The organism is Nonomuraea sp. K271 (assembly GCF_009908215.1).
In the GTDB taxonomy this organism is placed as follows: Bacteria; Actinomycetota; Actinomycetes; order Streptosporangiales; family Streptosporangiaceae; genus Nonomuraea; species Nonomuraea longispora.
The window spans coordinates 1-26,314 of the sequence record NZ_JAAAHR010000019.1 but is presented as its reverse complement, the minus strand read 5'-3'; the positions used below and the strand labels follow the sequence as shown (position 1 = coordinate 26,314).

Here is a 26,314-nt window from a genome sequence, read left to right as displayed (position 1 = left end):
GGCGGCGGCGGAACTCATCGGTCCGCGACGTCAGCAGTCTCTTTCCAGCCGCCCGGGGCGAGCCCCGGGCCGTGGCGGCCGTCAGGGGCGGGACTAACCTGGCGGAATGGACGTATTCGCTGGTGGCTACGGGCTGGGGCCCGAGTCAGGGCAGCTCCTGGTTCACACGACCCGCACCGGGCTGGGTGCCAAGGCCGGTCATGACCTCACGATCGAGGTGACCCGCTGGCACGCCGAGGCCACCGTCGATCCCGCCGATCCGGCCGGTTGCTCGGTGACGGTCGAGGCCGACGCCGGATCCCTTGAGGTCAGGGAGGGCACGGGCGGAGTCAAGCCGCTCACCGAGGCGGATGGCCGGGAGATCGCCAGGATCGTGCGCGAGAAGATCCTGCAGACCCGGCGCCATCCCACGATCATGTTCCGGTCGAGCCGGGTGGAGGGGACTCCCGAGGAGTTCCGCGTCGAGGGCGAGCTCACCCTCGCCGGCGTCACCCGGCCGGCCGAGGTGCGCGGTTCGCTGGCCGAGGGCCGGGTGCGGGGTTCGGCGGTCATCGTGCAGTCGCAGTGGGGCATCCGGCCCTATTCGGCGTTCTTCGGCGCGCTCAAGCTCAGCGACGAGGTCGAGGTGCGGTTCGACGTCGCCCTCATGCCGCGGGACGCCTGACGCCCGAAGGGGGACACCAGGGGCGCCGGTGAGCGCCCGGGAACTCAGACCCGGTCGAGCGGGCGGTGCGGCCCGGCAGGGAGCCGCACCTCGATCGCGTCGCCGGGGCGCACCACGCCGCCCGTCCTGACGACGCTCATGATGCCGGCCTTGCGTACCACGTTGCCCGCCTCGTCGCGGGTGACGACCTGCTTGAGCAGCCCGTCCTGGAACCTGTCGATCTGCACGCAGGGGTTGCGCAGCCCCGTGACCTCCACCACCGCCTGCTCGCCGACGTGCAGCAGTGTGCCGACCGGCAGGCCGAGCAGGTCGATTCCGCTGGTCGTGATGTTCTCGCCGAGCTCGCCCGGCCCGACCGCGTAGCCGGCCTCGCCGACCTCCGCGAACAGTTCCTCGTGGATGAGGTGCACCTGGCGCAGGTTGGGCTGGGTGGGGTCCTGGGCCACCCGGGAGCGGTGCTTGACGGTCGTACCCGCGTGCACGTCACCTTCCACGCCGTGGCCGGCGAGCAGGTTGATGCTCTCCCGGTTGGGCTTGGTGAAGGAGTGCTCGCCGTTGCTGCTGACCGCCGTGACCGTCCCGTTCATCCGGCTCTGTCCTCCTGTGCGGCGTGGAAGGTTCGAAGACCCAATCTGACAGAAGCCCCGTTGGCTAAGCACTTTGCCCTAATTTTCACAGCTTCGCTACATGCGCGTCTCCGTCCAGGAATGATCAGGCCTGGCCGGACCGCGTGAGCGGCCGGCTGATCGTTGAAGATTGGAGAAACGTGCGAAGACGATCTACCCTGCTCGCCGCCGCGTTCACGATACTGGCGGCGCTGCTCCCCCTTTCGACGGCCGGGGCGGCCGCCGCCGCTGACGGGGCCACGAGGGCCGCCGCCAAGGGCGGCATCACCTGGGCCGCCTGCCAGGAGGAACCTGAGGCCGAGTGCGGCAAGCTCGCCGTACCGATCGACTGGTCCAAGCCGAACGGCCCCAAGATCGAGCTCTCCCTCGCCCGCCGCAAGGCCCTCGACCCCGAGGCCAGGGTGGGCTCCCTCGTGATCAACCCCGGAGGCCCCGGCGGGTCCGGCGTGGAGGCCGTCTACGGCGCCCCCGGCTCCTACACCGAAGAGCTGCGCAAACACTTCGACATCGTCGGCTTCGACCCCCGGGGCGTGGGCCGCAGCCACCCTGTGACCTGCTCGGCGTCGGTCTACAACAAGTTCCCGTACGCCGTCATGAAGAGCCAGGCCGACTTCGACAAGTGGAAGGCGTTCGCCAAGAAACTGCGTGAGGACTGCCGGCAGCGCACCGGCCCCCTCTACGACCACGTCGACTCCGTCAGCGTCGCCCGTGACGTCGAAGCCATCCGCGCCGCCCTCGGCGAGGGCAAGCTCAACTTCTACGGCATCTCGTACGGCACCCTGATCGGCCAGATGTACGCCGAGCTGTTCCCCGGCAAGATCCGGACCATGGCGCTCGACAGCAACATGGACCACAGCCTCGGCGTCGGGGCGTTCCTGACCACCGAGGCCGCCGCCGTGGAGGACGCGTTCGACCAGTTCGTCGGCTGGTGCGAGCAGGAGACCGCGTGCGCGCTGCACGGCAAGGACGTCCGCGCGGTGTGGGAGCGGCTGCTGAAGAAGGCACGTGACGGCAAGCTCTACTATCCGGGCGTCAAGGACCGCCCGATGACCGAGATCCAGGTCCTGTGGCAGGGCGTGCTCGGCACGGAAGGCCCGGCCTGGCAGCTACTGAGCCAGATGCTCAACGCCCTGGACGGCGGCACGCCGCCGGACGAGGTGCCGCCGCTGCCCGGGCGGCAGCCCGTGTCGGGCGAGACCGTCGAGCTGAACACCACGATCCTCTGCGAGGACTACAAGCTGCCGGTGCGCAACTACCGGGAGTACGCCGCGCTGATGAAGGTCTCCTCCCGCATCGCCCCCGACATGCGCCTCAACCCGATGCCGGTCGAGGACCTGCCCGTCTGCCTGGGCCACCCCACCAAGAACCCGCAGCACCGGCTGCGGTACACGGGTGACGCTCCGATCCTGCTGGGCAACTCGTTGCACGACCCCTCCACCCCGTGGATCTGGTCCGCCAACGTGGCCCGCCAGCTCGGCTCGAAGGCCGTGCTCCTCACGTACGAGGGCTGGGGTCACCGCATCTACGGCAAGGACAGGTGCAGCACGGTGCCCTTCGACGAGTACCTGATCTCGCTGAAGATGCCCAAGAAGGGCGCCCGCTGCGAGGTCGGCGGCAGCGACCCGACGCTCAAGATGCTGCGCAAGAAGGAGGTGTGGCCGACGGACGGGCTCAAGTGGGGCAGCCCGGTCGCGGCCGCTGCTGAGCGCTCGTAGGAACGCGTAGGAACCGGCTCGCGCTGCGTTCCGCCCGAGGGCGGCATCTCTCTGGATGCCGCCCTCATTCGCGTGTGGCGGGCGTATCGTCGCGATGTGGCGCGGTTCCGCTGATTGGCCTGCCGTAGCCCGATCACCTTGTCCGCGCGGAAGATCCCGCTGCCCCCGTACAAGGAGCAGCCGGTCGACGCGACTGCGTGGCACGAGAGGATCAAGCAGCCGCGGATGCCGCGCGGGACGTACGCGGCCAACCACCCCCCTCCGGGCTCTCGGAGGAGCCCCCCCGGCCTGGTCATCCATCCCGATGACGCCGTCGGCACGCGGCTGCCTCCGGACGTCTCCCGGCTCACCGGCTGCTGCGGGATCAGCGGGGTCGTCGGCCCCAACCTCGTCTGCGCGGCCTGCGGTGCGGAGATCGCCTTCCACCAGGCCGACCGTCATACGGAGAACCAGGTGACGCTGCTGGCGGAGGCCGTCATCCTGTCGTACGCCCACGACTGACATCCCGGGCGAGTAGGGTGAGCCGCCATGGCCGTGGGTGAGCACTGGCGTGTGGAGAACATCGAGACGCCGCGGGTCGTCCTGCGGCCGCTGCGCGTCGAGCACGCCGGCGAGATGGCCGCCGTGCTGTCGGACCCCGCCCTGCACGCCTTCACCGGCGGTGTCCCGCTCACCGCGCAGGAGTTGCGCGCCCGCTACGAGCGGCTCGTGGCCGGGCCGCCGGGCTGGCGCAACTGGGTGGTGTGGTCGCGGGAGGACGAGCGGCTCGTCGGTTACGTGCAGGCCACCATCGAGGGCGGCCGCGCCGAGGTCGCCTGGGTGATCGGCACGCCGTGGCAGGGCCGCGGCCTGGCCTCGGCGGCGGCGAAGGCGTTGGTCGGCCGGCTGGTGGGGAAGGGGATCGGCACGGTCGTCGCGCACATCCATCCAGGTCACGCGGCCTCGACCGCCGTCGCCACGGCCGCGGGCCTGCGTCCCACCGGGCGGTGGCACGACGGCGAGATGCGCTGGGAGCGCGGAGCCGCCGCAGACGGCTGAAACGTCACGGGGTGGTTGCAGAGGACGCTTGATCGCGCCTGAAGGTTTACGACGTTTGGCTGATTGTAATAGTTTTTTTGGTCGATCGAAGATCGTTCGGTAACGTTGTGTAAACAGTCCGTACGTATCCGACCCGGACGCGTTACAGGACAGACGGACGCGTACACGAGAGAAGGCAAGAGGAGCTCGTGGAACAGCAACCACAGGACACCAGCAAAATCATGGATACGTCAGGAGGTCTGAAAGCCGCCCTTCCACCCCGCACAGACTGGGTGGTGTTCGGGGTGGCCGCCGCGCTGACCCTTGCCTTCGTCATCTGGGGTGCGGTCGCCACCGACACGCTGGAGGGCGTGTCGGCCTCGCTGCTCGACTGGACGATGCACAACCTGGGCTGGGCCTTCGTGCTCGCGGCCTCCGGCTTCGTGGTGTTCGTGCTGTGGCTTGCGTTCAGCAAGTACGGCAAGATCACCTTGGGGCAGGAGGGCGAGCAGCCCGAGTTCCGGACCGTGTCCTGGATCGCGATGATGTTCAGCGCGGGCATGGGCATCGGGCTGATGTTCTACGGCGTGAACGAGCCGCTCACGCACTTCACCGAGCCCCCGCCCGCCACCAACGAGGCCACCGCGGCCGCGGCCGCGCGCATGGAGACCTCGCTGGCCACCACGCTCTTCCACTGGACGCTGCATCCGTGGTCGATCTACGCCGTGGTCGGCCTGGCCATCGCCTACGGGTGCTTCCGCCGCGGCCGGCGACAGACGATCAGCGCGGTGTTCACCCCGCTGATCGGCGAGCGGCACGCCAACGGCGGTGTCGGCAAGGTCATCGACATCCTGGCCATCTTCGCCACCCTGTTCGGCTCGGCCGCCTCGCTCGGCCTCGGCGCGCTGCAGATCGGCAGCGGCGTCAAGGAGGTCGGCTGGATGCCGGAGGTCGGCGAGGGCCTGCTCATCGTCATCATCGCGGTGCTGACGGCGGCGTTCGTGTTGTCGGCCGTGTCCGGCGTGGAAAAGGGCATCCAGTGGCTGTCCAACACCAACATGGTGCTGGCGCTGGTGCTGGTCGTGTTCCTGTTCGTGGTCGGCCCGACCGTGCTGATCCTCAACCTGCTGCCCACCTCCCTCGGCTCGTTCGTCGGTGATCTGGCCCAGATGGCGGCCCGCACCGAGGCCAGCGGCGGTGAAGAGGTCGCCACCTGGCTGTCGTTCTGGTCGGTGTTCTACTGGGCGTGGTGGATCTCCTGGACGCCCTTCGTCGGCATGTTCATCGCCCGCATCAGCCGCGGCCGCACCATCCGGCAGTTCGTCGGCGGCGTGATCCTGGTGCCGAGCGTGGTCAGCCTGGTCTGGTTCGCGGTCTTCGGCGGCACGGCGATGCAGGCGGAGGCCACCGGTGCGGGGCTGACCCAGGAGGCCACCGCCGAAGGCCAGCTGTTCGCGCTGCTGAACGAATACCCCCTGGCGGGCGCCACGACCCTGCTCGTGATGATCCTCGTGGGCATCTTCTTCGTCTCCGGCGCGGACGCCGCCTCGATCGTGATGGGCACGCTCTCCCAGCGCGGCACCATGGAGCCCAGCCGGCTCGTGGTAGTCATCTGGGGCGTGCTGACCGGCGCGGTCGCGGCCATCATGCTGCTGCTCGGCGGAGGCGGCGACGCGGCGCTCACCGGGCTGAAAAATCTCACCATTCTGGCCGCCGTGCCGTTCATGGCGGTCATGGTCCTCATGTGCGTGGCGCTCACGCGTGACCTGCGCCACGACCCGCTGATCCTGCGCGGCCAGCGCGGCGAGGAGGCCGTGGAGTCGGCCGTCATCACCGGCCACGAGCTCTACGACGGCGACTTCGAGCTCGCGGTCGTCGGAGTCAACGGCGACGGCGGCGACGCCGAGAACGCGGGCGCCGAGAAATCGGGCGCCGAGCCCGCAGGCGAGACGAAGCAGTAGGTTCCGTCCGTGCGGCGCCCCCGGGTGGTCACCCGGGGGCGCCGCTCTTTATGGTGGTGCGGTGCCCACACAGGTGATCGTGCTGAACGGCGGCTCCAGTTCCGGCAAGTCGGGGATCGCCCGCTGCCTGCAGGCGGTTCTGCCAGACACCTGGCTCGCCGTCGGCGTCGACACGCTGATCGCGTCGATGCCCGCGTCCATGCAGGCGTCGGCGGGCGGCATCGTGTTCTCCCCGGACGGCCAGGTCGAGGTCGGGCCGGAGTTCGGGCTGCTGCAGTCGGCGTGGATGACGGGCGTGGCCGCGACGGCCCGCGCGGGCGCCCGGATGATCGTGGACGACGTCTTCCTCGGCGGCGCGTCGTCCCAGGAACGGTGGCGCAAGGTCCTTGCCGGGCTCGACGTGCTGTGGGTCGGCGTGCGCTGCGACAGCGCGGTCGCGGCGGGCCGTGAGACGGCCCGCGGCGACCGGGTCACGGGCATGGCGGCCACCCAGGCGGAGATCGTTCACCAGGGCGTGGTCTACGACGTGGAGGTGGACACCACCCGCACCGAGGCGCTGGCCTGCGCCCGGACCATCGCAGCCCGCGTCGTCTCCACCACCCCGGCCGCGTGATCAGCGGAGGGTGGCGGTGAGGGTACGGCCGTGCGCGTGGCGGGTCCTGGCCCGGACCTCGGTGCCGCCCGGCACGCGGCGCACCGTCACACCCTCGTCGGCGGTGTCGAGGCGCAGGGGCCTGCCGCGCAGCACGACCGTCACATGGTCGCGTTTCATCGTGGGGTCGGACAGGGCGACGACCGTGCGCTCGCCGCTGCGGACGATGACCGAGGCGGGGCCGTCGACGATCAGCCGCTCCGCGTGCCGCCGGCCGCCGGTGAAGACGTTGGCGGCGACGATCCCGAGCCTTCCGTGTTTGATCGCCTGCACGTGCCGGTCGTTGGCCAGCACGGTCAGCGGGCCGTCCTTGTAGCGGCGCAGCCGGGCCTCGCTCGCGTTGGGGACCAGGGCGTAGGCGACGGCGGAGACCCCGCCGGCGGCCGGGTGGGCGATGGAGGCGGTGAAGACGTTCTTGGTGACGCTCGTGTCGGGGTTGCTCGCGCGGACGACCCTGCGGCTGCGGGTCACCGTCTCCAGACCGGCCGCGACCGGCTGCCGGGTGAGGAAGGCGTAGCCGATCGAGGTGTGGCGGGTGTCGTTGGCGTACCGCAGCCAGCGGGGCGACGCCGTGTCGCCCGCCCGCCAGGCCCCGCCGCGCCAGTCCTCGCCGGTCAGCACGACCGTGTCCCCGGGGGCGGCGATGCGGCTGTCCACGGTGGTCACCGCGGCACGGCGGCCCTGGCCCGAGACGTCTGCGGCCAGCACCACGATCTCGTCGTCCAGCATGAACCACGACTTGGTCGCGCGGGCGTTGCGGTAGACGACGAAGTCGTCGGGCAGGATGCCCTCCTGCTTGGCGGTGTAGGCGGCGTCGTCGGACTGCACCATGCCGGCCGCGCCGTACGCGCCGAGCGTGGCGCCGCCGGAGAAGGCGTTCCCAGCCAGCGGGAAGTACACGTAGGTGTTCTGTGACTCCGACGAGGAGGTGAACTCCAGCGGATGGTCCGGGTTCTCGTACCAGAACCGGCCGTACAGGTCGGGCACCGTGCGACGCTCCTCCTCCGGCGCGGTGACCCCGGCCAGCCGGTACGGTGAGACGGCCGTGTAGTAGTCGACGCCGAAGACCTCGCGCTGGTCCTCTCCCGAGAGATAGAGATAGTAGGCGCCGTCGCCCTGGAACCAGGGCATGAGGTTCTCGCCGTTCATGTACTCGTACTTACTGATCCGGTCGGAGCTGCGCGCCAGCGCGAAGGCGTAGCCGGGGCGGCGGTGCACGGTCCTGTCCATGGAGTTGAACGCCACGGAGCGCTCGGGCGGGTTGAGGTCGGCTGCCGGGATGGCGGAGTCGGCGCGGATGGCCGCGTAGCGGGCGATGCTCACCGGGGAGACGAACGCGCCGGTGTCGGCCTCCGGCAGGAACTTGACGTATTTCTTCAGGGCCTGCGAGCCGTCACCCTCGACGTGGTCGGCCAGGTCGGCGGCGGCCTCCACGATCACCTGGACGTCGGTGTAGCCGCTGGCCGTACGCGAGACCGCCCGCCCCTTGACGATCTCCATCATCCACCCCTCGAAGATGAGCGGGGCGAAGCCGTCGGAGATCCAGCGGTGCACCACGCCGGCCAGGTCGGCCCCACCCTCGCTCGTGGCGCCTTCGAGCGTCTTGAGGGTCTGCACGACGCGGGTCAGCAGGGCACGCCCGTAGGAGCCGGTGTAGGCGACCGAGTGGTGCTGGATGAAGGAGCCGTCGTGGTAGTAGCCGTCGGTGACGCCGTGCTGGAGGTCGTAGGGGTCGATCGTGGCGAAGACGGTGGCCTGGTCGGAGATGGCCTTGGAGACGCGGGCGTCGTCGCCGGTCAGCGCGCCCTGGAGGATGCGGTTGCCGGTGATGTCGGCGAGGTTGGCCCCGGTGTGGAAGCGCGAGTCGAGGTCGACGTCGCCGTCCTTGCCGTTGCGCAGGTAGGCGTCCATCGACGCGATGTACGTGATCGGCAGGCCGGGACTGACTTCCCGCACCCGTTCGTCCAGCAGGACCAGCGTCCTGCTCACGTGGGTAGGGATGCCGATCTCCCAGCTGTGCCAGTTGCCGTAGTAGCCCTTCGACTGGTCGCCGAAGTGGTGTTCGTGCAGCCACTGCAGGCCGTCGACGACCCGGCGCTGGACGGCGGCGTCACCGTCGAGCTCGCCGCCGGGCGTGCGGGTCGCGAGCGCGATCTCGTACAGGTACTGGTACGCCGTGCGCAGGTTGGCGTCGTCGGCGCCGAGCGCCAGACCGGCGAACAGCTCGCCGTCGCCCGCCTGGTCCATCGCGGTCAGCCGCTGCCTGGCGGTGTCGAGCATCGCCGCCAGCTTGGCGGCGAGCTCGGGGCGGGCGTTGACGTCCGCGGTTCCCGCGAAGATCGCCACGGTGTTGGCGAGCAGCCGCGCGTGATCGGTCGCCGACGCGGCGGCGGCACGCAGGGGCGCGGCCGCCATGGCGAGCAGGCCGGCGGCGGGGAGGAGGGAGAGAACCTGGCGTCGGGACATGTGCGGCACTGCGGACTCCATGCCGTTGGGGGGTATGCCGGGCTCACCCTACATGATCTCGTTTTCGCAGCCCAGACCGGGCGCGGCACCCGGTCACCGTACGGTGCCCGACGGGTCGCCGGCGCTCTCACCCATGATCACGGGCGGGCCGTCGGTGACCTTCCCGGCGGGCAGGTCCCCGGTCTCCACGCAGCTCTTTCCCTCGGGCAGCGGCGGCGGGCGCTCGGGGAACAGGTCGGTGACCGGCTCGCGCGAGCTCGGGGCGCGCATTTCGATGGTCATCTCGACGGCGTCCGGCAGCCGCCCGAGTCCCTGACCGATGGCGAAGTAGGACACGCCGTCCACGACCTTGTAGGCGTGCGCGGCGAAGGACCACGCGTCCCACGCGCCCTCCTCGGGGGGGTCGGGGTCGCCGGATTCGCGCGGCGGCAGGCACACCGCGGAGTAGACCGTCCAGCCGCCCTCACGCAGTTTCCGCATGCCCTTCGCCGCCCACCGCCGCGCCTCGCCGGCCGGAGCCGCCGCGGGCCCGTCGGCCAGGACCACGGTGACCATGCCGCGGGTGGCGGGCAGGTCGTCCGACTTCCGGAAGGCGAGCCTGCGGGCCGGCTCCTCGACGGCCTCGCCGACGAACGGCTGCGACAACAGCACGTCGAGCCGCTCGTGATCGGCGCGCGTCGTGGCCTCGGAGGCGACGCACCCGCTCAGCAGCAAGCAGATCGGCACCAGCAGGAGCCGCCGGGTCATCGGGGGGTCACCACGCCTTGGACGTGCTCGTATCCCAGGGCCGTGATGTCACCGTTGCGGAAGTCGTCCTCGCTGACGCGGGTCAGGTCCCCGCTCGGGTTGTAGAAGACCAGGTTGTCGCCCTCGTGCCCGACGAGCAGCACGTAGTGGGCCGGATAGGAGTCGCCGATGAGGACCGGTACGGTGTGGCCGGCGTCCACCGCGCCGACGGCGTCGTCGAGGGCCGGGTTCACGGAGCCGGCGTCGGTGTCGTCGACGATCCGCCAGTCGTAGCGCGTGCCGAAGGAGTCGGCGTGCTCGTTCAGCTCGTCGGTCAGCCCCCAGGGGGAGGTGCCGAGGCTCTGCGGCCAGGCGGTGTTGGTGGAGTCGTGGATGCGGTGCTGCTCGTCGGTGAGCCTCTGGCGGAGCTCGGCGGCCGTGAGCGGGTTGCCCTGGTCGTCGGTGGTCAGGCTCAGCGCGTACAGCGGGTCGTTCATGGCGCGCGCCACCATGATCGAGGTGGAGCCGCAGGTCGTCTGGTCCTGCTGTTGCAGCTCGACGCCGTTGACCCGCACGGTGCCGCCGCTCGCCGGGTCGACCAGGCTGAGGTGCTCGCGCAGCCAGCTCTCGCTCTTGCCGCGGATGGCCGAGGCGAAGGTGGTGATCTCATCGACCGGGTGTCCGGCCGCGAGGGCCTTCATCAGGTACGCGCGTTCCGTCTCGGAGCCCGCGTCGTCGAGAAGGCGCTGCATGTGGGCGCGGTCCTCCTCCGACAGCGCGTCCATCTTCTCGGCGGCCCTGGCCAGCTGCGCCGTGGTGAGGATGCCGTTCTCCTCCTGCACGGGGCCGCCGATGCCGGCGGCCGCCAGCAGCACCGCGTCGAAGGCGTCGATGTGGGGAGAGCGGGCGGCGCCCGCGCGTGCCTTGCCCTGCACGTCACGCAGCCCGCGCCGCAGCCTGTCCTCGGCCTCCTGGAGGTCTTCGAACACCCTGATGCCACCGTGGATGGCCCTGACGGCGTTGCCGACGACCTCGACGATCCCGCCGTCGCCGTCGAACGGCCACACGGCGTTCCACACGTTGCGTACGATCTCGTGGGCGCTGTCGAGCTCGCCCAGCGCGTCGGCCAGCTCCTGCCGGTGCCCGCCGAGCCTGCGTTTCAGCCTGCGCAGCTCCTCGGCGTACTCCGTCAGCAACGTGTCGGCTCTGCGCATGGCGGGCGCGGCCTCCTGCATCAGGTCGTCCGCCGCTCCGAGCGCGGCGAGTGCCTCGGTGGCGGCCTCGCCCTTCCACACCGACGGGACCGAGACCTTCGTACGGTCGAGATCGGCGGAGGCGGTGTCGACCACGGCCGCCATCTTGCGGAAGGCCCTGGCGAGGTCGTCGATGCCGTCGGGGTCGCCGGGCACGTCCCTGAAGATCGAGGCCACCGTGTTGATGACGCCGATGACCTCGCCGAGCACGGTGCTCGGGCTGACCATCGTCGTGAGAGAGACGGCGGCCTGCCTGAGCCGGTTGATCGCGGTCGAGACCTGGAGGTAGTCGTTCGACGTCATGAACCGTCACCGGAGGCCGGCGCCCTGGACTCGAGATAGTCGTCGATCGACTCGAACCCCGCGGCCGACGCGCGCGTCGCCAGGCACCACCGCTCCAGCACCTCGTGGTAGACGGAGAACTCCTTCTCCCATGCGTCGCGCACCTCGGCGAGGGCGGCGGCCGGGTCGTGGAGCTCGAACTCGGCCTCGGGGGAGTCGATCTCATGCTTCCAGTCGCGGCGGGCGACCCGGATGTCTTCGGCGGTGTCGCAGATGGCCCCGGCTCTTTTCTTGATCCCGTTGTACGCGTAAAGGGTCTCTGGCGAGCTCACGTTACCTCCGAAGATCAACCTGCGCGGCCGTCCACGTGGCGAAAAATCCGATGAGATCGCCAGGTCGTGAACAGTACGATAAGGGCTCTTTGATACCGTCCCCGGGTAAAGGCGTTGAGCGATGGCCGTGAGCATGCATGATGTGGCTCGTGTGGCCGGGGTGTCCCAGCGCACGGTCTCCAACGTCGTCAACAACTACGCCTACGTCCGCCCGGAGACCCGCGAGCGGGTGCTCGACGCCATGGCCATGCTGGGCTACGTGCCCAACGCGGCCGCGCGCAGCCTGCGCTCCGCCCGCACCGGGCTCATCGCGTTCGTCGTCCCCGACTTCAGGGCCCGCATCTTCGCCGACCTCGCCGACCCGGTCGTGCGCGAGGCCGAGGCGCTCGGCTACACCGTGCTGATCGAGCTGACGGGATCCCACAGGGAGCGGGAGCTGCAGGTGCTGACGGGCGGCCGCAACCAGCTCACCGACGGCGCGATCATGATGGCCCTGTCGTTGCGGCCCGGCGACGGGCAGCGCCGCCGCGCCGACTTCCCGATCGTGCTGATGGGCGACGAGGTGCTGGAGGGGGAGGTTCACCACGTCGGCATCCCCAACCGCGACGCGTCCACGGCGGTGGCCCGCCACCTGGCCGAGACGGGCAGGAGGCGGCTGATGCTGCTCGGCTACGACCCCGATGGGGGCCTGACGGCACGCACGCGGGTGCGGGGCTTCCTCGACGGTGTGACGGAGGCAGGGCTGCCCACCGACGAGACCCTGCTGATCAGGGCCGACTGGACCCGCGAGGGCGGCCGGCAGGCGATCGAGCAGCACATCGACACCGGCGGCCCGATGCCGGACGCCATCTTCGCGATGAACGACTCCATCGCCCTCGGCGCGCTCCGGGCGCTGCAGGCCAGGGACATCAGGGTGCCGAAGGACGTCGCGGTGGTGGGTTTCGACGACGTCGAGGAGGCCCGCTATTCCACGCCGTCGCTGACCTCCGTCTCCCCCGACGTCGAGTCGATGGCCGCCCACGCCGTCGCGATGCTCCACGAGCAGATCACCGGCAAGCCCGGCGGGCGAGCGTCGCACGTCGTGGTCGACTTCCAGCTGAAGGTGCGCGAGTCCAGTCAATGAGGGTCGGTCACTGACCGCCGAGCCCGGTGGTGGCGATGCCCTTGATGATCTGCCGCTGGAAGAACAGGAACACCACGATCAGGGGCAGCGCGGCCAGCACGGACTTGGCCATGTTCTCGGCGAAGACGATGCCGAAGCCGGTGGAGACGGTCTCAAGGCCGACGGGCAGCGTCATGAGGTTGGGATCGTTCGTCACGATGTACGGCCACAGGAAGTTGTTCCACGCGCCGACGAACGTGAAGATCGCCACCGCCGCGATGATCGGCCGCGACAGCGGCAGCACGATCTGCAGGAAGATGCGCAACGATCCCGCTCCGTCCACCCGCGCGGCGTCCTCCAGCTCACGGGGGATGCTGTCGAAGAAGCGCTTGAGGATGAACACCATCACCGGCGCGACCACCTGGGGCAGGATCATCCCCCAGTACGTGTCGACCATGTTGAAGGCGAGCATCTCGTCGAAGAGCGGCACGATGAAGATCGTTCCGGGGACCATGATCGAGGCGACGGTGAGGCCCAGGAGCAGCTTGCGCCCGGTGAAGTCCAGCCGCGAGAACGCGTAGCCCGCCAGCGCGGAGATCACCAGAGTGATGGCCGTGACGCCCGCCGCCACGACCAGGCTGTTGATCATCCAGACGGGGATGCTGCCCATCTGGAAGAGGTCCGTGTAGGTGTCCCAGGTGTAGCCGCTCGCGGGGAGGATCGTCACGGGGCTGGCGCCGGCGTCCGCCTCGGTCTTGAACGAGGTGTTGATCGCCCACAGGAACGGCGCCAGCATCAGGAGGCTGAACAGGGCCAGCACCACGAAGGCCACGATGCGCCCTGGATTGATGCTTCTCATGACTGGTCGGACCTCCGGGCGAACCGCAGTTGCAGCAGCGACAGGATCAGGATGATGGCGAAGAAGATGTACGAGACCGCCGAGGCGTAGCCGAGCCGGTAGTTCGTGAAACCGGTGTCGTAGACGTACATCAGGATCGAGCGGGTGGAGTCGTCGGGGCCGCCGGCCGTCATCTGGAAGATCTGGTCGAACACCTTGAGCGAGGCCAGCACCTGGAGGACGAGGATGAGCATCGTGATGTTGCGCAGCAGCGGCAGCGTGACCGAGAACAGCTGCCGCCACTTGCCGGCCCCGTCGATCGAGGCGGCCTCGTAGACGGTGCTGGGGATGTTCTGCAGCGCGGCGAGATAGAGCAGGAAGTTGAACCCGAGCGTCCACCACGTGGTGGCGACGGCGACGGCCGCCATGGCGAAGTCCGGGTCCTGCAACCAGCTCCTGCCCTCGATGCCGAAGACGCCGAGGAAGGAGTTGATCAACCCGAGCTCGGGGTTGTAGAGCCACTCCCAGAAGAGGCTGACCACGGTCGAGGCCAGCAGGTACGGCACGAAGAACGCCATGCGCCAGACCCACTGCCCCGGCAGCCCCATGTTGACCAGCAGCGCCGCCGCGAGGGCCAGCACGACCAGCGGGATCGTGGTCATCACGGTGAACAGCACCGTGTTGCCGAACGTCGTCCACACCATCGGGTCCGAGAGAGCCTCGGTGTAGTTGTCCAGCCCGACCAGCTTGGGTTCGGCCCCGGCCGCGAGGTCGCGGTCGGTGAAGCTCATCCAGACCCCGTAGATCAGGGGCCAGAGGAGGAAGAGCACGAAGGTCACCAAGAACGGCAGCACGTAGAGGAGGCCGCCCTGGCTCCTGAGACTCCTCGGCCGTCTCGTGGCGGCCCGGGTGGTGGCGCCCTTGTTCGCGAGAGTGGCTGACGTCATCGCTGCACCGCCTTGGACATGAGGACGTTGACGCGTTCGGCGAAGGTGGCGATGGCGTCCTTCACGGAGATCTGGCCGGTGAGCGCGTTCTGGATGCTGTTGCGGAACTGGTCCATGAAGCTCGAGGCGGAGCCGGTGAAGGAGGACGGCGGGTCGTAGTGGAGGTACGTGGCCGTGACGGCGTAGTCGTTGTTCGGCCGCAACGCCTTGAACTCCGGTGTGTCGACGACGGGCTGGTAGGCGGGTGTGTGCCCGGCCTCGCCCCAGGACAACGAGTTCTTGAGGATGGTGGCGACGGCCTCGTAGGCCAGCTCCCGCCGCTGTTCGTCGGGGTCGTCCTGGTGGGGGAGGACGAACGTGTGCGAGTCACCCCAGGTCGAGTCGACGTCCGTGCCGAACATGTTCGGGATCGGCAAGGCGCCGAGGGGCATCTTCGCGTCCTGGTACTGCGGGAGCTCCCAGACCCCCGACAGGGCCAGGCCGGTGTTGCCGCTGAGGAACCACGAGCTGGCCGTGGCGTAGTCGGCGCTGTTGGAGGCGACCTCGCCGTCGACCAGGCTGCGCATCGTCTCGACCGACTCGCCGAACGCGTCGGCGTCGTAGACGAAGGTGTCGCCCGTCAGGTCGAAGGTGGCGCCGTGCTGAGTGTAGAAGGTCCAGAACAGGCGCCACAGCTGGGCACCGTCCCCGAGAAATCCGTACGAGAGCCCGTAGTCGGAGCCGGTGAGTTTCTTGAACTCCCGGCCCATGCCCTTCAGGTCGTCCAGGCTCTTGATCTCGGGCAGTTTTCCGTCGGAGCCGAGCAGCCCGGCCTTGTCGGCCAGTTCGGTGTTGAAGAACGCCACGAACGTGTGCGCGTCGAGGGCCAGGGCGTAGAGCTTGCCGTTGATGATCGAGCTCTTCCACGCCGGGGCCGTGAACGTCGACTGGTCGACGCCGTAGCGGGCGAGGCGGTCGACGTCCCAGGGGTCGAGCAGGCCGCCGGGGGCGTACCCGGCCAGGCGCGACATGTGCACGATGCCGAGGTCGGGTGCGCGGCCGCCGGCGGCCGACATCGCGAGTTTGGTGTAGTAGGGGGCGCCCCACGCCAGCACGACCTGCTTGATCTCGGCGTCGGGCATGGCGGCGTCTGCCTTGCTGACGATCGCGTTCATCCGCTCGCCGTCGCCACCGGTCATGAGATGCCAGAAGACGATCTCCCGGGTGCTGCGTGCGGCGGGTTCCGTACCGCAGCCGGCGAGCAGTGCGGAAAGTCCCGCGGCCTGCAGCACCCTTCGCCGAGAGAGGCGGGAATCGGGCCACTTGCTCATAAGGTGCTTCCTCGCAGAGGGTCCGGCCGGCCCCTCACACCGGGGATAGCCGGATGTTGACTCCGGTTGGAGGGAGTGTGACACACTCTGCTACGTAGCAAAAGGTTTTGTTTTGTCAGTTTTTGTGATTTTTGGAAGGTTGACGAATGCCTGGTTCCGCCGTGCCTCGACCGGAATATCCCCGCCCGCAGATGGTCCGGCAGGACTGGCTCAACCTCAACGGGCCGTGGCAGTTCGAGATCGACGCAGGAGACTCCGGCCTGGAACGTGGCCTGCGTGAACGTGAGCTCTCCGGGACGATCACCGTCCCCTTCGCGCCCGAGTCGGAGTTGTCCGGCCTCGCGCACACCGACTTCATGGAGGCGGTGTGGTACCGCCGCACCGTGACGATCCCCGGCGCGTGGGCGGGCCGGCGGTCGCTGCTGCACTTCGGCGCCGTCGACCACGACGCCACCGTGTGGGTGAACGGTGTCGAGGTGGCCCGCCACCGCGGCGGCTTCTCTCCGTTCACGGCCGACCTCTCCGGCGTGGTGCGCCCCGGCGAGGACGCCACGATCGTGGTACGCGCCCGCGACACCCGCCACGGACCCCAGGCGCGGGGCAAGCAGTCGACCCGGTACGCGAACTACGAGTGCCTCTACACCCGCACGACGGGGATCTGGCAGACCGTGTGGCTGGAGCCCGTCCCTGACGTGCACCTGCGCCGCCCGCGCATCACCCCTGACGTCGCGACCTCCTCCTTCACCGTCGTCACCCCGCTGTCCGGCAACCGTCCCGGCAGCTCGGTCCGCGTGACCGTCGCCGACAAGGACGGCGCCGTCGCCACCGCGACCGCCCGCGCCGACGCGGACCTCGCCCCGTCCGTGCGCCTGCAGCTCCCGGAGGACCGGGTGCGCCTGTGGGAGCCCGGCGACGGCCACCTCTACGACGTGAAGGTCGAGCTGCTCGACGCCGGCGGCGCCGTCACGGACACCGTGGACGCCTACGCCGGGCTGCGCTCCATCGCGATCGACGGCAAGCGGGTCCTCATCAACGGCCGTCCGGTCTTCCAGCGGCTCGTCCTCGACCAGGGCTACTACCCCGACGGCCTCATGACCGCGCCCAGCGACGAAGCGCTGCTGCGGGACATCGAGCTGGCGCTGGCCGCGGGCTTCAACGGGGCGCGCCTGCACCAGAAGGTGTTCGAGGAGCGCTTCCTCTACCACGCCGACCGGCTGGGCTACCTGGTGTGGGGGGAGTTCGGCGACTGGGGCGCCCACGACGGGCGCGAGCAGCGGCCGACCGCGTCCTTCGTCACCCAGTGGCTGGAGGTCCTGGAACGGGACGTCTCCCACCCGTCGATCATCGGCTGGTGCCCGCTCAACGAGACCCGCCAGCCGATCCACGACCGCGTCGCCCAGCTCGACGACGTCACCCGCGGCATGTTCCTGGCCACGAAGCTCGCCGATCCCACCCGCCCGGTCATCGACGCGTCCGGCTACAGCCACCGCGTGCTGGGAACCGACATCTACGATTCACACAATTACGAACAGGAGCCCTCAGCCTTCGCCGGGCTGATGGCCGGCCTGAGCAAGGACGAGCCGTTCGTCAACGACGTCGACGGTCTGCCCATCTCCGTGGCCTACCGGGGACAGCCGTACTTCGTCAGCGAGTACGGCGGGATCTGGTGGAACCCCGAGCTGGCAGGGACAGCGCAGAGGAAGGACCGGCAGACGTCCTGGGGGTACGGGCAGCGGGTCCGGACCGAGGACGAGTTCCACGAGCGGTTCGCCGGGCTGACCGAGGTGCTGCTGGACAACCCCGACATGTTCGGCTACTGCTACACCCAGCTGACCGACGTGTTCCAGGAGGAGAACGGCATCTACCGGTTCGACCGCACGACCAAGCTGGACGTGGAGCGGGTTCGGCAGGTCCAGTCGAGGACCGCCGCCTCCGAACGGTGACCTCGACGCGCGTGTGCGGCGTCGCCCTGTTTTGACATTTGGCACGCCACTCAGCAGGCTGGCGCCATGCCTGGTCTGACCGGTGATGCCGCGCCCCTCACCACGCCGGAACTCACCGCGCGGCTGGAGCGCGCGATCGTGTCCAACCGCTGGCGACCCGGCCAGAAGCTCGCCTCGGAGCGGCAACTGGCCAGCGAATACGGCGTCAGCCGCCCGCTGATCCGCGAAGCTCTGCGCAGCCTCCAGGAACGCGGCCTGATCGTGGTGCAGCCAGGCCGCGGCAGCTTCGTCAGGGAAGTGCTGCCCACCGGCGGTCCCGCCTCGCTCAACGTGCTGGTGCAGCGCGGCGAGGTGACCGTTCGCGAACTCGTGGTGGCAAGGCGCATGCTGGAGACGGAGTCGGCGGCGCTGGCCGCGACCCACCACGACGAGCCGGACGTGCGGCGGTTGCGCGATCTGCTGACCGCGTTCGACGCCAGCACGGACGTGGCGACGGCCGCGGACCTCGACGTCGCCTTCCACGAGGCGATCGCCGCCGCTTCGCACAACACCGTGCTGCAGATCATGTTCGGTGCCATCCGCCCGCTCGCCCACGGGATGATGTTGCGCAGTCTCACCGACCGCGTGACCACCAAGATCGGCGCGCCCGTGCACCACGAGATCCTCGCCGCCATCGAGGCCCGCGATCCCGAGGCCGCCCGCGCCGCGATGGCCCGCCATGTCGAGCTGGCCAAGCAGCTCTACGGCGACGATCTGGACCGCCCCCTGCCGACGGTGCTGCACCGCTGGGCGGGTGACCGCCCCGACGTGGCCGCGCTGCTGCACCGGGTCGGTGACCGGCTGGCCGACCTTCCCTGACGGTCTTCACCTCTCATTGACAGCGTGTACGTCTGTCGTTCATTGTGGTCCAACTGGTCAGACCGGACTGGCCAGGAGGAGGCCGGAATGAAGATCATTGCCCTGGAGACCGTACGCACCCGGACCCAGTCCAACCTCTGCTTCGTGCGCCTGCACACCGACAGCGGGCAGATCGGGCTGGGCGAGACGTTTTACGGGGCCGAATCGGTCGAGACGTACCTGCACGAACAGGTCGCACCCCAGCTCGTCGGGCTCGCCGACCCGTCGCCCGAGGCCGTGGGCAGGCTGCTGACGCCGTACACCGGCTACCAGGGCGGCGGCGTGGAGACCCGCGGCAACGGCGCCGTCGACGTCGCGCTGTGGGACCTGCTCGGCCAGATCGCCGGCCTGCCGCTGACCGACCTTCTGGGCGGCGCGGTCCGTACGTCGATCCCGATCTACAACACCTGCGCGGGCTCCCGCTACGTGAGCGCCACCAGTCGTCAGCGCTCGGACAACTGGGGCCTGCCCGAGCAGGACGAGCCGTACGAGGACCTGCGCGCCTTCCTGACCCGGCCGGCCGAGCTGGCCAGGGAACTGCGGGCGGAGGGCTACGCCGGGATGAAGATCTGGCCGTTCGACCGGGCCGCCGAGCGCAACGACGGGCTGCGAATCGACGAGGCCGAGCTGGCGGAGGCGATCGGCATCGTCGCCGCCATCCGGGAGGCGGTCGGCACCGACCTTGAGCTGATGATCGAGCTGCACGGGCTGTGGTACCCGGGGGCGGCGGCCAGGATCTGCCGCGCGCTGGCGCCGTACCGGCCGACGTGGGTGGAGGACCCGCTGCGGGCCGACGCGGTGGCCGCGCTCGGCGGGCTGCGCCGCGAGGTCGACATCCCGTTCGCGGTCGGCGAGACGTGCGTCGGCCGCAGAGGCTTCCTGCCGCTGCTGCAGGAGAACGCGGTCGACGTGGTCACCGTGGACCCGACCTGGACCGGCGGGCTCACCGAGGCCCGCAAGGTCGCCACGCTCGCCGACGCGTTCGGCAAGCCGGTCGCGCCGCACGACTGCACCGGACCGGTCTCCCTGGCCGTCGCCACCCACCTGTCGTGCAGCCAGCCGAACGGGCTGATCCAGGAGACCGCCCGCGCGTTCCTGCGCACGTGGTACCCGGAGCTGGTCGCCGGGTTGCCCGAGGTCGCGGAGGGACGGATCACCCCGTCCCGGGCGCCCGGCCACGGTGTCCGGCTGCGCCCCGAGCTGCTCGCCGCGCCCACCACCACGACCAGGGAGAGCGGGCGATGACCGCCGGCATGCCGGCGCTGCGCTGGCACGGCCGCGGCGACGTGAGACTCGACCGTGTTCCCGTCCCCGAACCGGGGCGCGGACAGATCCTCGTCGAGGTCGAACGCACCGGGATCTGCGGCACTGACCTCGACGAGTACGTACGCGGCCCGCTCGACGTGGCCGGCCCGCCCGTCACGCTGGGACACGAGGTGGTCGGCACCGTGGCCGCCGGCGGCGACCTGGAACCGGGCACCCGGGTCGTCCCTGACGTCGTGCTCGGCTGCGGGGAGTGCTGGTGGTGCCGTCGGCACGAACCCGGACTGTGCCCCCGGCTGAAGGTGCGCGGCCTGCAGACCGACGGCGGGCTCGCCCGCTACATGCTCGCCGAGACCGCGACCGCGGTGCCCGTGCCGGAACACGTGCCCGCGGAGACGGCGGCCTTCGCCGAGCCCCTGTCTGTGGCGGTCCGCGCCCTCCGCAAGGCCGGTGACCTGGCGGGACGTACGGTCGCCGTGGTCGGTGCGGGTACCATCGGCCTTCTGGTCACCGCGCTGGCCACCGCTCGGGGAGCATTGTGCGTCGTCGCGGTCGAGCCGGCCGCCGCGCGCCGTGCCCTCGCCGCGCGCTACGGCGCGGTTCCGGTGAGCCCCGGGGAGGCGGCGCAGGCCGTGGGCGACCGGGGCGCGGACGTGACGGTCGAGTGCTCCGGCGCCGACGCCGCGGTCTGGTCCGCGGTGGAGCTGACCCGGCCCGGCGGCACCGTGGTGCTCGTCGGCACCGGCGCCACGGCGATCGCCCTGCCGGTACGCTCGCTGGTCCTCGAGGAGAAGCGGGTGCTCGGCAGCGCCGCCCACGTGTGGGACGTCGACGTCACCGGCGCCGTCGCGCTGCTCGCCGCGGGCGTCGTCGACCCGGCGCCGCTGCTGACCGCCGTCGTCCCCCTGACCGACGCCGTCGACGGGGGATTCGAGCGGCTGCGCCGCGACCCGGCGACCATGAAGATCCAGATCGACGCCAGGAAGTAGAAGGTATGCCGACAGTCCGCGCCATCACCATGTGGGACTTCTCCTGGCTGGAACGCCGCTGGCCGGGGGCCGGGTACGAGGACTGGGACCGCGCGCTCGACGAGCTCCTCGTACGCGGCTACGACGCCGTGCGCATCGACCCGTACCCGCACCTGGTCGCCGCCGGCCCCGAGCGCTCCTGGTCCCTGGTCCCGATCTGGGACCAGAACGACTGGGGAGCCCCCGGCCCGGTCGAGGTCCGGGTCCTGCCCGAGCTGACGGACTTCGTGGAGCGGTGCGCCAGGCGCGGGATCGCCGTCGCCCTGTCGAGCTGGTTCCGCCCGGAGACGACCGGGACCGCCCTCGCCGCGATCCGCACGCCGCAGGACCTGGCCCGTGTCTGGACGGCCACGCTCGACGCCCTCGCCGCCGCGGGACTGCTGGACAGCCTGCTGTACGTCGACCTCTGCAACGAGTTCCCCATGCCCCTGTGGGCGCCCTGGCTGGGCCGGGAGGACACGCCGTCCCGCCGTGAACCGGAGATGCGGCGATGGATGACGGAGGCTCTCTCCGCGCTCCGCCAGGCACACCACGGCCTGCCGTACTGCTTCTCCTTCGCCACCGAGCTCCCCGGCTGGCGCGAGGAGGACGTGTCGATGCACGACCTGCTCGAACCGCACGTGTGGATGTCGCACGGCGAGGTCAGCGAGTTCTTCGACGACGTCGGCTACGACCTCGACAACTGCGCGTTCGATCCCCGCCAGTGGGCCAACATGGCCGCCCACGGCGAGCGCGTCTACCGCGGCAAACCCGCCCACTGGGCGGGGAAACTCCGCGCCGCCGTGCACGAGATGGCGGAATGGTCGCGGACGAGCGGCAAGCCGCTGGTCACCACCGAGGCCTGGGCGGTGATCAACTACAAGGACTGGCCGGCGGCCGACTGGGGCTGGGTCAAGGAACTCTGCGAGATCGGGGTGTACGAAGCCCTGACGACGCGCCGCTGGGCCGCCGTGTGCACCAGCAACTTCTGCGGCCCGCAGTTCCACGGCATGTGGGCCGACGTCGCCTGGCACCAGCGACTCACCACCGCCATCCGCAGCGCCACCAGTGACCTCTGGTTGTCCCCCACCAAGGAGCCCGCATGGGATCGCCCGCGATCGTAGTCACCTCCGCCCCGGCCAGGTCGAGCAAGTCGTTCATCACCCTGCTCGTGATGTTGCAGCTCGGCCTCTGGCTCGCCATCCTGACCCCGGCCACCGTCACCCTCTCCCTGCGCGTCGCCCAGGTCGTGCCCGACCAGAAGGAGGCCGCGCTCAGCCTCGTGCTCGGCGTCGGCGTGCTGTTCGCGCTGGTCGGCAGCCCGCTGTTCGGCCGGCTGTCGGACCGTACGTCGTCCCGCTTCGGCCGGCGGCGGCCGTGGATCCTGGCCGGACTGGCCGGCACGTTCCTCGCCATGCTGGCCATCGGGATGGCGGCGTCCATACCGATCATCCTGGTCTTCTGGTGCCTCGCGCAGCTCTGCGTCAGCGCGGCCTTCGCGTCCAGCACGGCGATGGTCGCCGACAAGCTCGCCCCCGACCAGCGCGGCTTCACCTCGGGCCTGCTCGGGCTCACCCAGCTCGTCGCGGTCATGGCCGGGTCGTACGTGGCCCAGCTCTTCCCGCCCACCAGCCTGCTGATCTTCGTCGTCCCGGGCGGGCTCGGTCTGCTCGCCGCGCTGGTCTTCTTCGTCGCCGTGCCGGACACGGAGCGTCCGGCGCCTGACCTTCCGCCCGTGCGGCTGGGCGAGATCGCCCGCTCGTTCTGGGTGAACCCCCGGCGCCACCCCGCCTTCGCCTGGGCCTTCCTCAGCCGGTTCCTCATCTTCATGGGATTCTCGACGCTGGTGGCGTACCAGGTCTTCTACCTGCTCGACCACCTGCACCAGCCACAGGCGGCCGCGGCGAACCTGATGTTCGTGTCGTCCGTCTACCTCACGGTCGCCAGCCTGCTCAGCGCCTTGCTCGGCGGATGGCTCTCGGACCGGACGGGACGCCGCAAACCCTTCGTGTTCGGCTCCGCCGCGCTGGCCGCCATCGGCCTGGCCTGGGTCGGGATGGCGGGTGACGTGACGTCCTTCCTGGTCGCGGTCACCGTGTCCGGGTTCGGCAAGGGCCTGTTCTACGCCGCGGACCTCGCCCTGGTGAGCGAGGTGCTGCCGGATCCCGACGACAGCGCGAAGGACATGGGCGTGTTCAACGTGGCCAACACCCTGCCGCAGTCGCTAGCCCCGTTCATCGCCCCCTTCGTGCTGGCGATCGGCGGTGGCGGCAACTACCCGTTGTTGTTCGTCATCGCCGCCTGTTTCGTGCTGCTCGGCGCGGCCGCGATCTACCTGGTCAAGGGCGTGCGCTGAGCACAGTCCCGTGCCCTAGAGGAAACCGGCGATCTCCCTCGCGGCGCTGAGCACGATGGGTGCGATCTCGTCCGCGTCACGCTCCCCGATGGTCACCATGCCCACGCTCGCGTCGGCCGGGCGCCCCGCGATGGAGATCGGGGCGGCGACGCCCCACGCTCCCGGCTGCAGCTCCCCCTCGGTGACCGAGTAGCCGGCGGCGCGTGCCTGCGCTATCTCGGAGCGCTCCCCGTCGCGGGGAGGGCGGCCCGCGAGGATCGCGACCCCCGAGGCGCCCCGGTTCGAGGGGTGCCGGGTGCCCGCGCGGTAGGTGACGTGGATGCGCGAGGCGCGCGGCTCGGCCACGGTGAGCACGACCGCCTGGCTCTCGTCGATGTCGAGCACCGTGATGAACGCGGTGGCGTTGCACGTGTCGGCCAGCACCTGCAACGCCGCGGAGGCGGCGGTGCGCAGCCGGTGCCGTACGGCGGCGTTGAGCTCGACGATGCCGAGGCCCAGGGTGAAGCGGTTGCCGACCCTGGCGGCCAGCCGGTGGTTGCCGAGCGCGACGAGGTGGCGGGAGACCGCGTTGCGGTGGATCCCGGCCAGCTGCGCGAGCTGGGTGATCGTCAGCCCGTCAGGATGGTCCTTGAGGATCTCCAGCAGCCGTAGGCCGGTGTCGATCGTCTTCGAGCCCGCGGCGCCGGGGCGGTCGGCGGTCATGCGGCCCCCAGGCGAGGAGAAGGGGTGTAGGTCAGCGGCAGGTGCTTGATGCCGCCGATGAAGTTCGACACCAGCCGCTCGGGAGGCCCGGCGAGCCGCATGTCCGGCAGCCGCCACAGCAGCTCCCGGTAGAACGTGCGCAACTGCAGCCGGGCGAAGCGGGCGCCGAGGCACACGTGCGGCCCGTCGCCGAACGCGACATGATCGTTGGGCCGGCGCGCGATGTCGAACCGCATCGGGTCGGGGAAACGCCGCTCGTCGAAGTTGGCGGCGCCGTGGAAGACGACGACCTTGTCCCCGGCGGCGATGTGCCGCTCGCCCAGCACCACGTCGCGTACGGCCGTGCGGCGGAAGCTCAGCACCGGTGGATGCCAGCGCAACATCTCCTCGATGGCGGAATCGAGCAACTCGGGGTCGTCGAGCAGCCGGCGATGCTGGACGGGATGGTCGAGCAGCGCGGCCAGCCCGCCGGGCAGGGCCGAGCGCACGGTGTCGTTGCCCGCGATGACCAGCAGGAAGAAGAACATCGACAACTCGGGATCGGTGAGCCGCTGCCCGTCCACCTCGGCCGTGGCCAGGGCCGTCATGAGGTCGTCCGCCGGCTCGCGCCGTTTGCGGTCGGCCAGCGCGTGGGCGTACGCGAACATGTCCTCGAGCATCGCCGGGGAGCGCGGGTTGACCGGTTTGCCGTCGGGGCCGCGTTCGACGGTCGCATGGTCGGGGTCCTGGTAGCCGATCACGCGGTTGGTCCACTCCAGGATCTGGTCGCGGTCGGCGAGGGGGATGCCGAGCAGATCCGCCAGGTTGTGGATCGGATAGTCGTCGGTCACGTCCACCGGCAGGTCGCACTCGCCCCGCTCGGCGATCTCGTCGAGGAGCAGCCGGGCCCGCGCCGCGATGCCGGCGGTGAAACGTTCGATGCGCCTCGGCGTGAACACGCCGGAGACGATCCGCCGGAGCCGGCCGTGGTCCGGCGGATCGAGGTTGAGCATCATCCGCCGGATGAACGACAGGTCGGCCGGGTCGGGGTCGCGGATCTGGGTGGCGCCGAGCCAGGAGCTGAACTCGCTGGGCGAGCGCAGGACGCGCACGACGTCCGCGTGGCGGGTCACCGCCCAGAACCCCGGCCCGGCCGGCCAGTCTCCGACCTCGTGCTCCTCCTGCCAGTGCACCGGTTCGTGGTCACGTAGCAGGCGGTACGTCTCGTGCGGGGTGCCCTGTGCGTAGATACGCGGGTCGAACACGTTGACCGTCGTACTCACGGGCAACCCTCCAAGGGGATCGGTCAGGCGGCCAGGAAACGTTCGATGGCCGACACGAGGGCGAGCGGCGTCTCGTCCATCGCGTAGTGGCCGGCGTCGGCGAAGGTCAGCAGTTCGGCGTCGGTGTACCACTGCAGCCAGGTGCCCCGCATCACGTCGGCGGACAACGCGGGATCGTGCTCGCCGGCGATGACGAGCACCGGCGTGGCCGAACCGGTCACCTCGTCGTGGAAGTCGGTCTTGGCCCAGGCGTCGAGGTAGGCGCGGAAGGCCGTCACCGTGGCGTTGGCCAGCGAGCCGGCCACCATCTCGTCGAGCCACGCGCCGGGAAGCCGGTTGCCGGTGGTGAGGTCGATGATGGCCCGGCGGTTGCCGGGCTCCTCGGCGGCCCCGGAGAACAGCGCCCAGCTCTGCTCGTCGAACGGCACGCCGGAGGCCGGCACGGGGGAGACGCCGACGAGCCGGCGCACCCGTCCGGGCGCGTCCACCATCACGCGCTGCATCGCCGTCCCGCCCATCGAGTGACCGACCAGGGAGAACGTCTCCCAGCCCAGCTTGTCGGCGAGCGCGATCACGTCGCCGGAGATCTCGGCGAGGGAGTAGTCGCCGGCGAGGTCGCGTGCCTCGCCGTATCCCCGGTAGTCCGGGAAGGCGTAGCTGAAGGCGTCGCCGTTCAGATAGGGGCGGACCTTGCGGAAGGAGGTGCGGTCGCCGAACCAGCCGTGCAACACGATCACGTGGTGCGGTCCGGAGCCGGTGACGTCGTGGGGGAGGACGACGGGGGCCATGGTGTTCTCCTTAGCGTTCGTGGCAACCGGGGGGGTCGGCGGGCTGCGTCTCGCTCGCGGGCTGTCCGCCGTGGCACTGCAGGGTGAACCAGACGTACTTGCCGTTCTTGTGCTGGACCGCGCCCCACCGGTCGGCCTGCGCCTCCACCAGGAACAACCCGCGCCCGCTCTCGGCGAAGAAGTCGGGGGCCCGGCGGGTGGGGAG

General features: G+C 70.3%; 25 protein-coding genes. 13 read left to right on the top strand and 12 right to left on the bottom strand.

Annotated features, from left to right (window positions below; all coding sequences use genetic code 11):
• Positions 1-106 precede the first annotated feature (106 nt).
• Entirely contained in the window at positions 107-664 is a 558-nt protein-coding gene (locus GUY59_RS09335) for a YceI family protein (protein WP_138204307.1), read from the top strand.
• A gap of 44 nt (positions 665-708) precedes the next feature.
• On the opposite strand, the gene GUY59_RS09330 is transcribed toward GUY59_RS09335, so the two are convergent.
• Positions 709-1,251, bottom strand: a complete 543-nt coding sequence (locus GUY59_RS09330; protein WP_138204305.1) for an MOSC domain-containing protein — start codon at positions 1,249-1,251, stop codon at positions 709-711.
• A 179-nt stretch (positions 1,252-1,430) separates the two neighbouring features.
• On the opposite strand from GUY59_RS09330, the gene GUY59_RS09325 reads away from it, so the two are divergent.
• The 5 genes from GUY59_RS09325 to cpt all read left to right on the top strand — a co-directional run bounded on the left by GUY59_RS09325 (position 1,431) and on the right by cpt (position 6,596).
• Positions 1,431-3,005: an alpha/beta fold hydrolase gene (locus GUY59_RS09325; RefSeq protein WP_161714468.1), complete on the top strand. Its 1,575-nt coding sequence runs from the start codon at positions 1,431-1,433 to the stop codon at positions 3,003-3,005.
• 138 nt (positions 3,006-3,143) lie between these two features.
• Positions 3,144-3,506: a hypothetical protein gene (locus GUY59_RS09320; protein ID WP_138204301.1), complete on the top strand. Its 363-nt coding sequence runs from the start codon at positions 3,144-3,146 to the stop codon at positions 3,504-3,506.
• A 27-nt stretch (positions 3,507-3,533) separates the two neighbouring features.
• Positions 3,534-4,043, top strand: a complete 510-nt coding sequence (locus tag GUY59_RS09315) for a GNAT family N-acetyltransferase (protein WP_138204299.1) — start codon at positions 3,534-3,536, stop codon at positions 4,041-4,043.
• Positions 4,044-4,264: 221 nt separating this feature from the next.
• Complete coding sequence (locus GUY59_RS09310; protein ID WP_138204297.1) at positions 4,265-5,983, top strand: BCCT family transporter; 1,719 nt, start codon at positions 4,265-4,267, stop codon at positions 5,981-5,983.
• A gap of 61 nt (positions 5,984-6,044) precedes the next feature.
• A complete protein-coding gene (gene cpt / locus GUY59_RS09305; protein ID WP_138204295.1) occupies positions 6,045-6,596 on the top strand; it encodes a chloramphenicol phosphotransferase CPT in 552 nt (183 codons plus the stop codon).
• Here the strand turns inward: cpt and GUY59_RS09300 are convergent, their stop codons facing one another.
• The 4 genes from GUY59_RS09300 to GUY59_RS09285 all read right to left on the bottom strand — a co-directional run bounded on the left by GUY59_RS09300 (position 6,597) and on the right by GUY59_RS09285 (position 11,694).
• Entirely contained in the window at positions 6,597-9,101 is a 2,505-nt protein-coding gene (locus GUY59_RS09300; RefSeq protein ID WP_138204293.1) for a polysaccharide lyase family 8 super-sandwich domain-containing protein, read from the bottom strand.
• A gap of 93 nt (positions 9,102-9,194) precedes the next feature.
• On the bottom strand, positions 9,195-9,848 hold the full coding sequence (locus tag GUY59_RS09295) for a hypothetical protein (protein WP_138204291.1): 654 nt from the start codon (positions 9,846-9,848) through the stop codon (positions 9,195-9,197).
• Positions 9,845-11,383: a hypothetical protein gene (locus tag GUY59_RS09290; RefSeq protein ID WP_138204289.1), complete on the bottom strand. Its 1,539-nt coding sequence runs from the start codon at positions 11,381-11,383 to the stop codon at positions 9,845-9,847. Before GUY59_RS09290 ends, GUY59_RS09295 begins: the two co-directional genes overlap by 4 nt.
• Positions 11,380-11,694, bottom strand: coding sequence for a hypothetical protein (locus GUY59_RS09285; protein ID WP_138204287.1), 315 nt, complete (start codon positions 11,692-11,694; stop codon positions 11,380-11,382). The genes GUY59_RS09290 and GUY59_RS09285 overlap by 4 nt, the downstream gene beginning before the upstream one ends.
• Positions 11,695-11,836: 142 nt before the next feature.
• Here GUY59_RS09285 and GUY59_RS09280 point away from each other — a divergent pair, with 142 nt between their 5' ends.
• Positions 11,837-12,817: a LacI family DNA-binding transcriptional regulator gene (locus GUY59_RS09280; RefSeq protein WP_161714467.1), complete on the top strand. Its 981-nt coding sequence runs from the start codon at positions 11,837-11,839 to the stop codon at positions 12,815-12,817.
• A gap of 7 nt (positions 12,818-12,824) precedes the next feature.
• Here the strand turns inward: GUY59_RS09280 and GUY59_RS09275 are convergent, their stop codons facing one another.
• The 3 genes from GUY59_RS09275 to GUY59_RS09265 are packed head-to-tail and all read right to left on the bottom strand — an operon-like array spanning position 12,825 to position 15,891.
• Positions 12,825-13,655 (bottom strand): carbohydrate ABC transporter permease, encoded by an 831-nt coding sequence (locus tag GUY59_RS09275; RefSeq protein ID WP_138204283.1) that lies wholly within the window; start codon positions 13,653-13,655, stop codon positions 12,825-12,827.
• Complete coding sequence (locus GUY59_RS09270; protein ID WP_138204281.1) at positions 13,652-14,581, bottom strand: carbohydrate ABC transporter permease; 930 nt, start codon at positions 14,579-14,581, stop codon at positions 13,652-13,654. Before GUY59_RS09270 ends, GUY59_RS09275 begins: the two co-directional genes overlap by 4 nt.
• On the bottom strand, positions 14,578-15,891 hold the full coding sequence (locus tag GUY59_RS09265) for an extracellular solute-binding protein (protein WP_138204279.1): 1,314 nt from the start codon (positions 15,889-15,891) through the stop codon (positions 14,578-14,580). The genes GUY59_RS09270 and GUY59_RS09265 overlap by 4 nt, the downstream gene beginning before the upstream one ends.
• A gap of 146 nt (positions 15,892-16,037) precedes the next feature.
• Between GUY59_RS09265 and GUY59_RS09260 the strand changes: the two genes are divergently transcribed.
• From GUY59_RS09260 to GUY59_RS09235, 6 genes are all read left to right on the top strand, one after another.
• Positions 16,038-17,834 carry a glycoside hydrolase family 2 protein gene (locus GUY59_RS09260; protein ID WP_138204277.1) on the top strand — a complete coding sequence of 599 codons (1,797 nt, stop codon included), beginning with the start codon at positions 16,038-16,040 and terminating at the stop codon, positions 17,832-17,834.
• Between the two features lie 66 nt (positions 17,835-17,900).
• Positions 17,901-18,692 carry a FadR/GntR family transcriptional regulator gene (locus tag GUY59_RS09255; RefSeq protein WP_138204275.1) on the top strand — a complete coding sequence of 264 codons (792 nt, stop codon included), beginning with the start codon at positions 17,901-17,903 and terminating at the stop codon, positions 18,690-18,692.
• A gap of 87 nt (positions 18,693-18,779) precedes the next feature.
• Entirely contained in the window at positions 18,780-19,976 is a 1,197-nt protein-coding gene (locus GUY59_RS09250) for a mandelate racemase/muconate lactonizing enzyme family protein (RefSeq protein ID WP_201760660.1), read from the top strand.
• Positions 19,973-20,983, top strand: coding sequence for a zinc-dependent alcohol dehydrogenase (locus GUY59_RS09245; protein ID WP_138204273.1), 1,011 nt, complete (start codon positions 19,973-19,975; stop codon positions 20,981-20,983). The genes GUY59_RS09250 and GUY59_RS09245 overlap by 4 nt, the downstream gene beginning before the upstream one ends.
• A gap of 5 nt (positions 20,984-20,988) precedes the next feature.
• Positions 20,989-22,125, top strand: a complete 1,137-nt coding sequence (locus GUY59_RS09240) for a cellulase-like family protein (protein WP_138204271.1) — start codon at positions 20,989-20,991, stop codon at positions 22,123-22,125.
• Entirely contained in the window at positions 22,104-23,357 is a 1,254-nt protein-coding gene (locus GUY59_RS09235; RefSeq protein ID WP_138204269.1) for an MFS transporter, read from the top strand. Before GUY59_RS09240 ends, GUY59_RS09235 begins: the two co-directional genes overlap by 22 nt.
• A 15-nt stretch (positions 23,358-23,372) precedes the next feature.
• On the opposite strand, the gene GUY59_RS09230 is transcribed toward GUY59_RS09235, so the two are convergent.
• From GUY59_RS09230 to GUY59_RS09215, 4 genes are all read right to left on the bottom strand, one after another.
• Complete coding sequence (locus GUY59_RS09230; protein WP_138204267.1) at positions 23,373-24,059, bottom strand: IclR family transcriptional regulator; 687 nt, start codon at positions 24,057-24,059, stop codon at positions 23,373-23,375.
• On the bottom strand, positions 24,056-25,321 hold the full coding sequence (locus tag GUY59_RS09225; protein WP_252375099.1) for a cytochrome P450: 1,266 nt from the start codon (positions 25,319-25,321) through the stop codon (positions 24,056-24,058). Before GUY59_RS09225 ends, GUY59_RS09230 begins: the two co-directional genes overlap by 4 nt.
• Positions 25,322-25,344: 23 nt before the next feature.
• Positions 25,345-26,109, bottom strand: coding sequence for an alpha/beta fold hydrolase (locus GUY59_RS09220; protein ID WP_138204265.1), 765 nt, complete (start codon positions 26,107-26,109; stop codon positions 25,345-25,347).
• Positions 26,110-26,119: 10 nt separating this feature from the next.
• Positions 26,120-26,314, bottom strand: a 195-nt coding sequence (locus GUY59_RS09215) for an ATP-binding protein (protein ID WP_161714466.1), incomplete at its 5' end; no start/stop codon positions are given.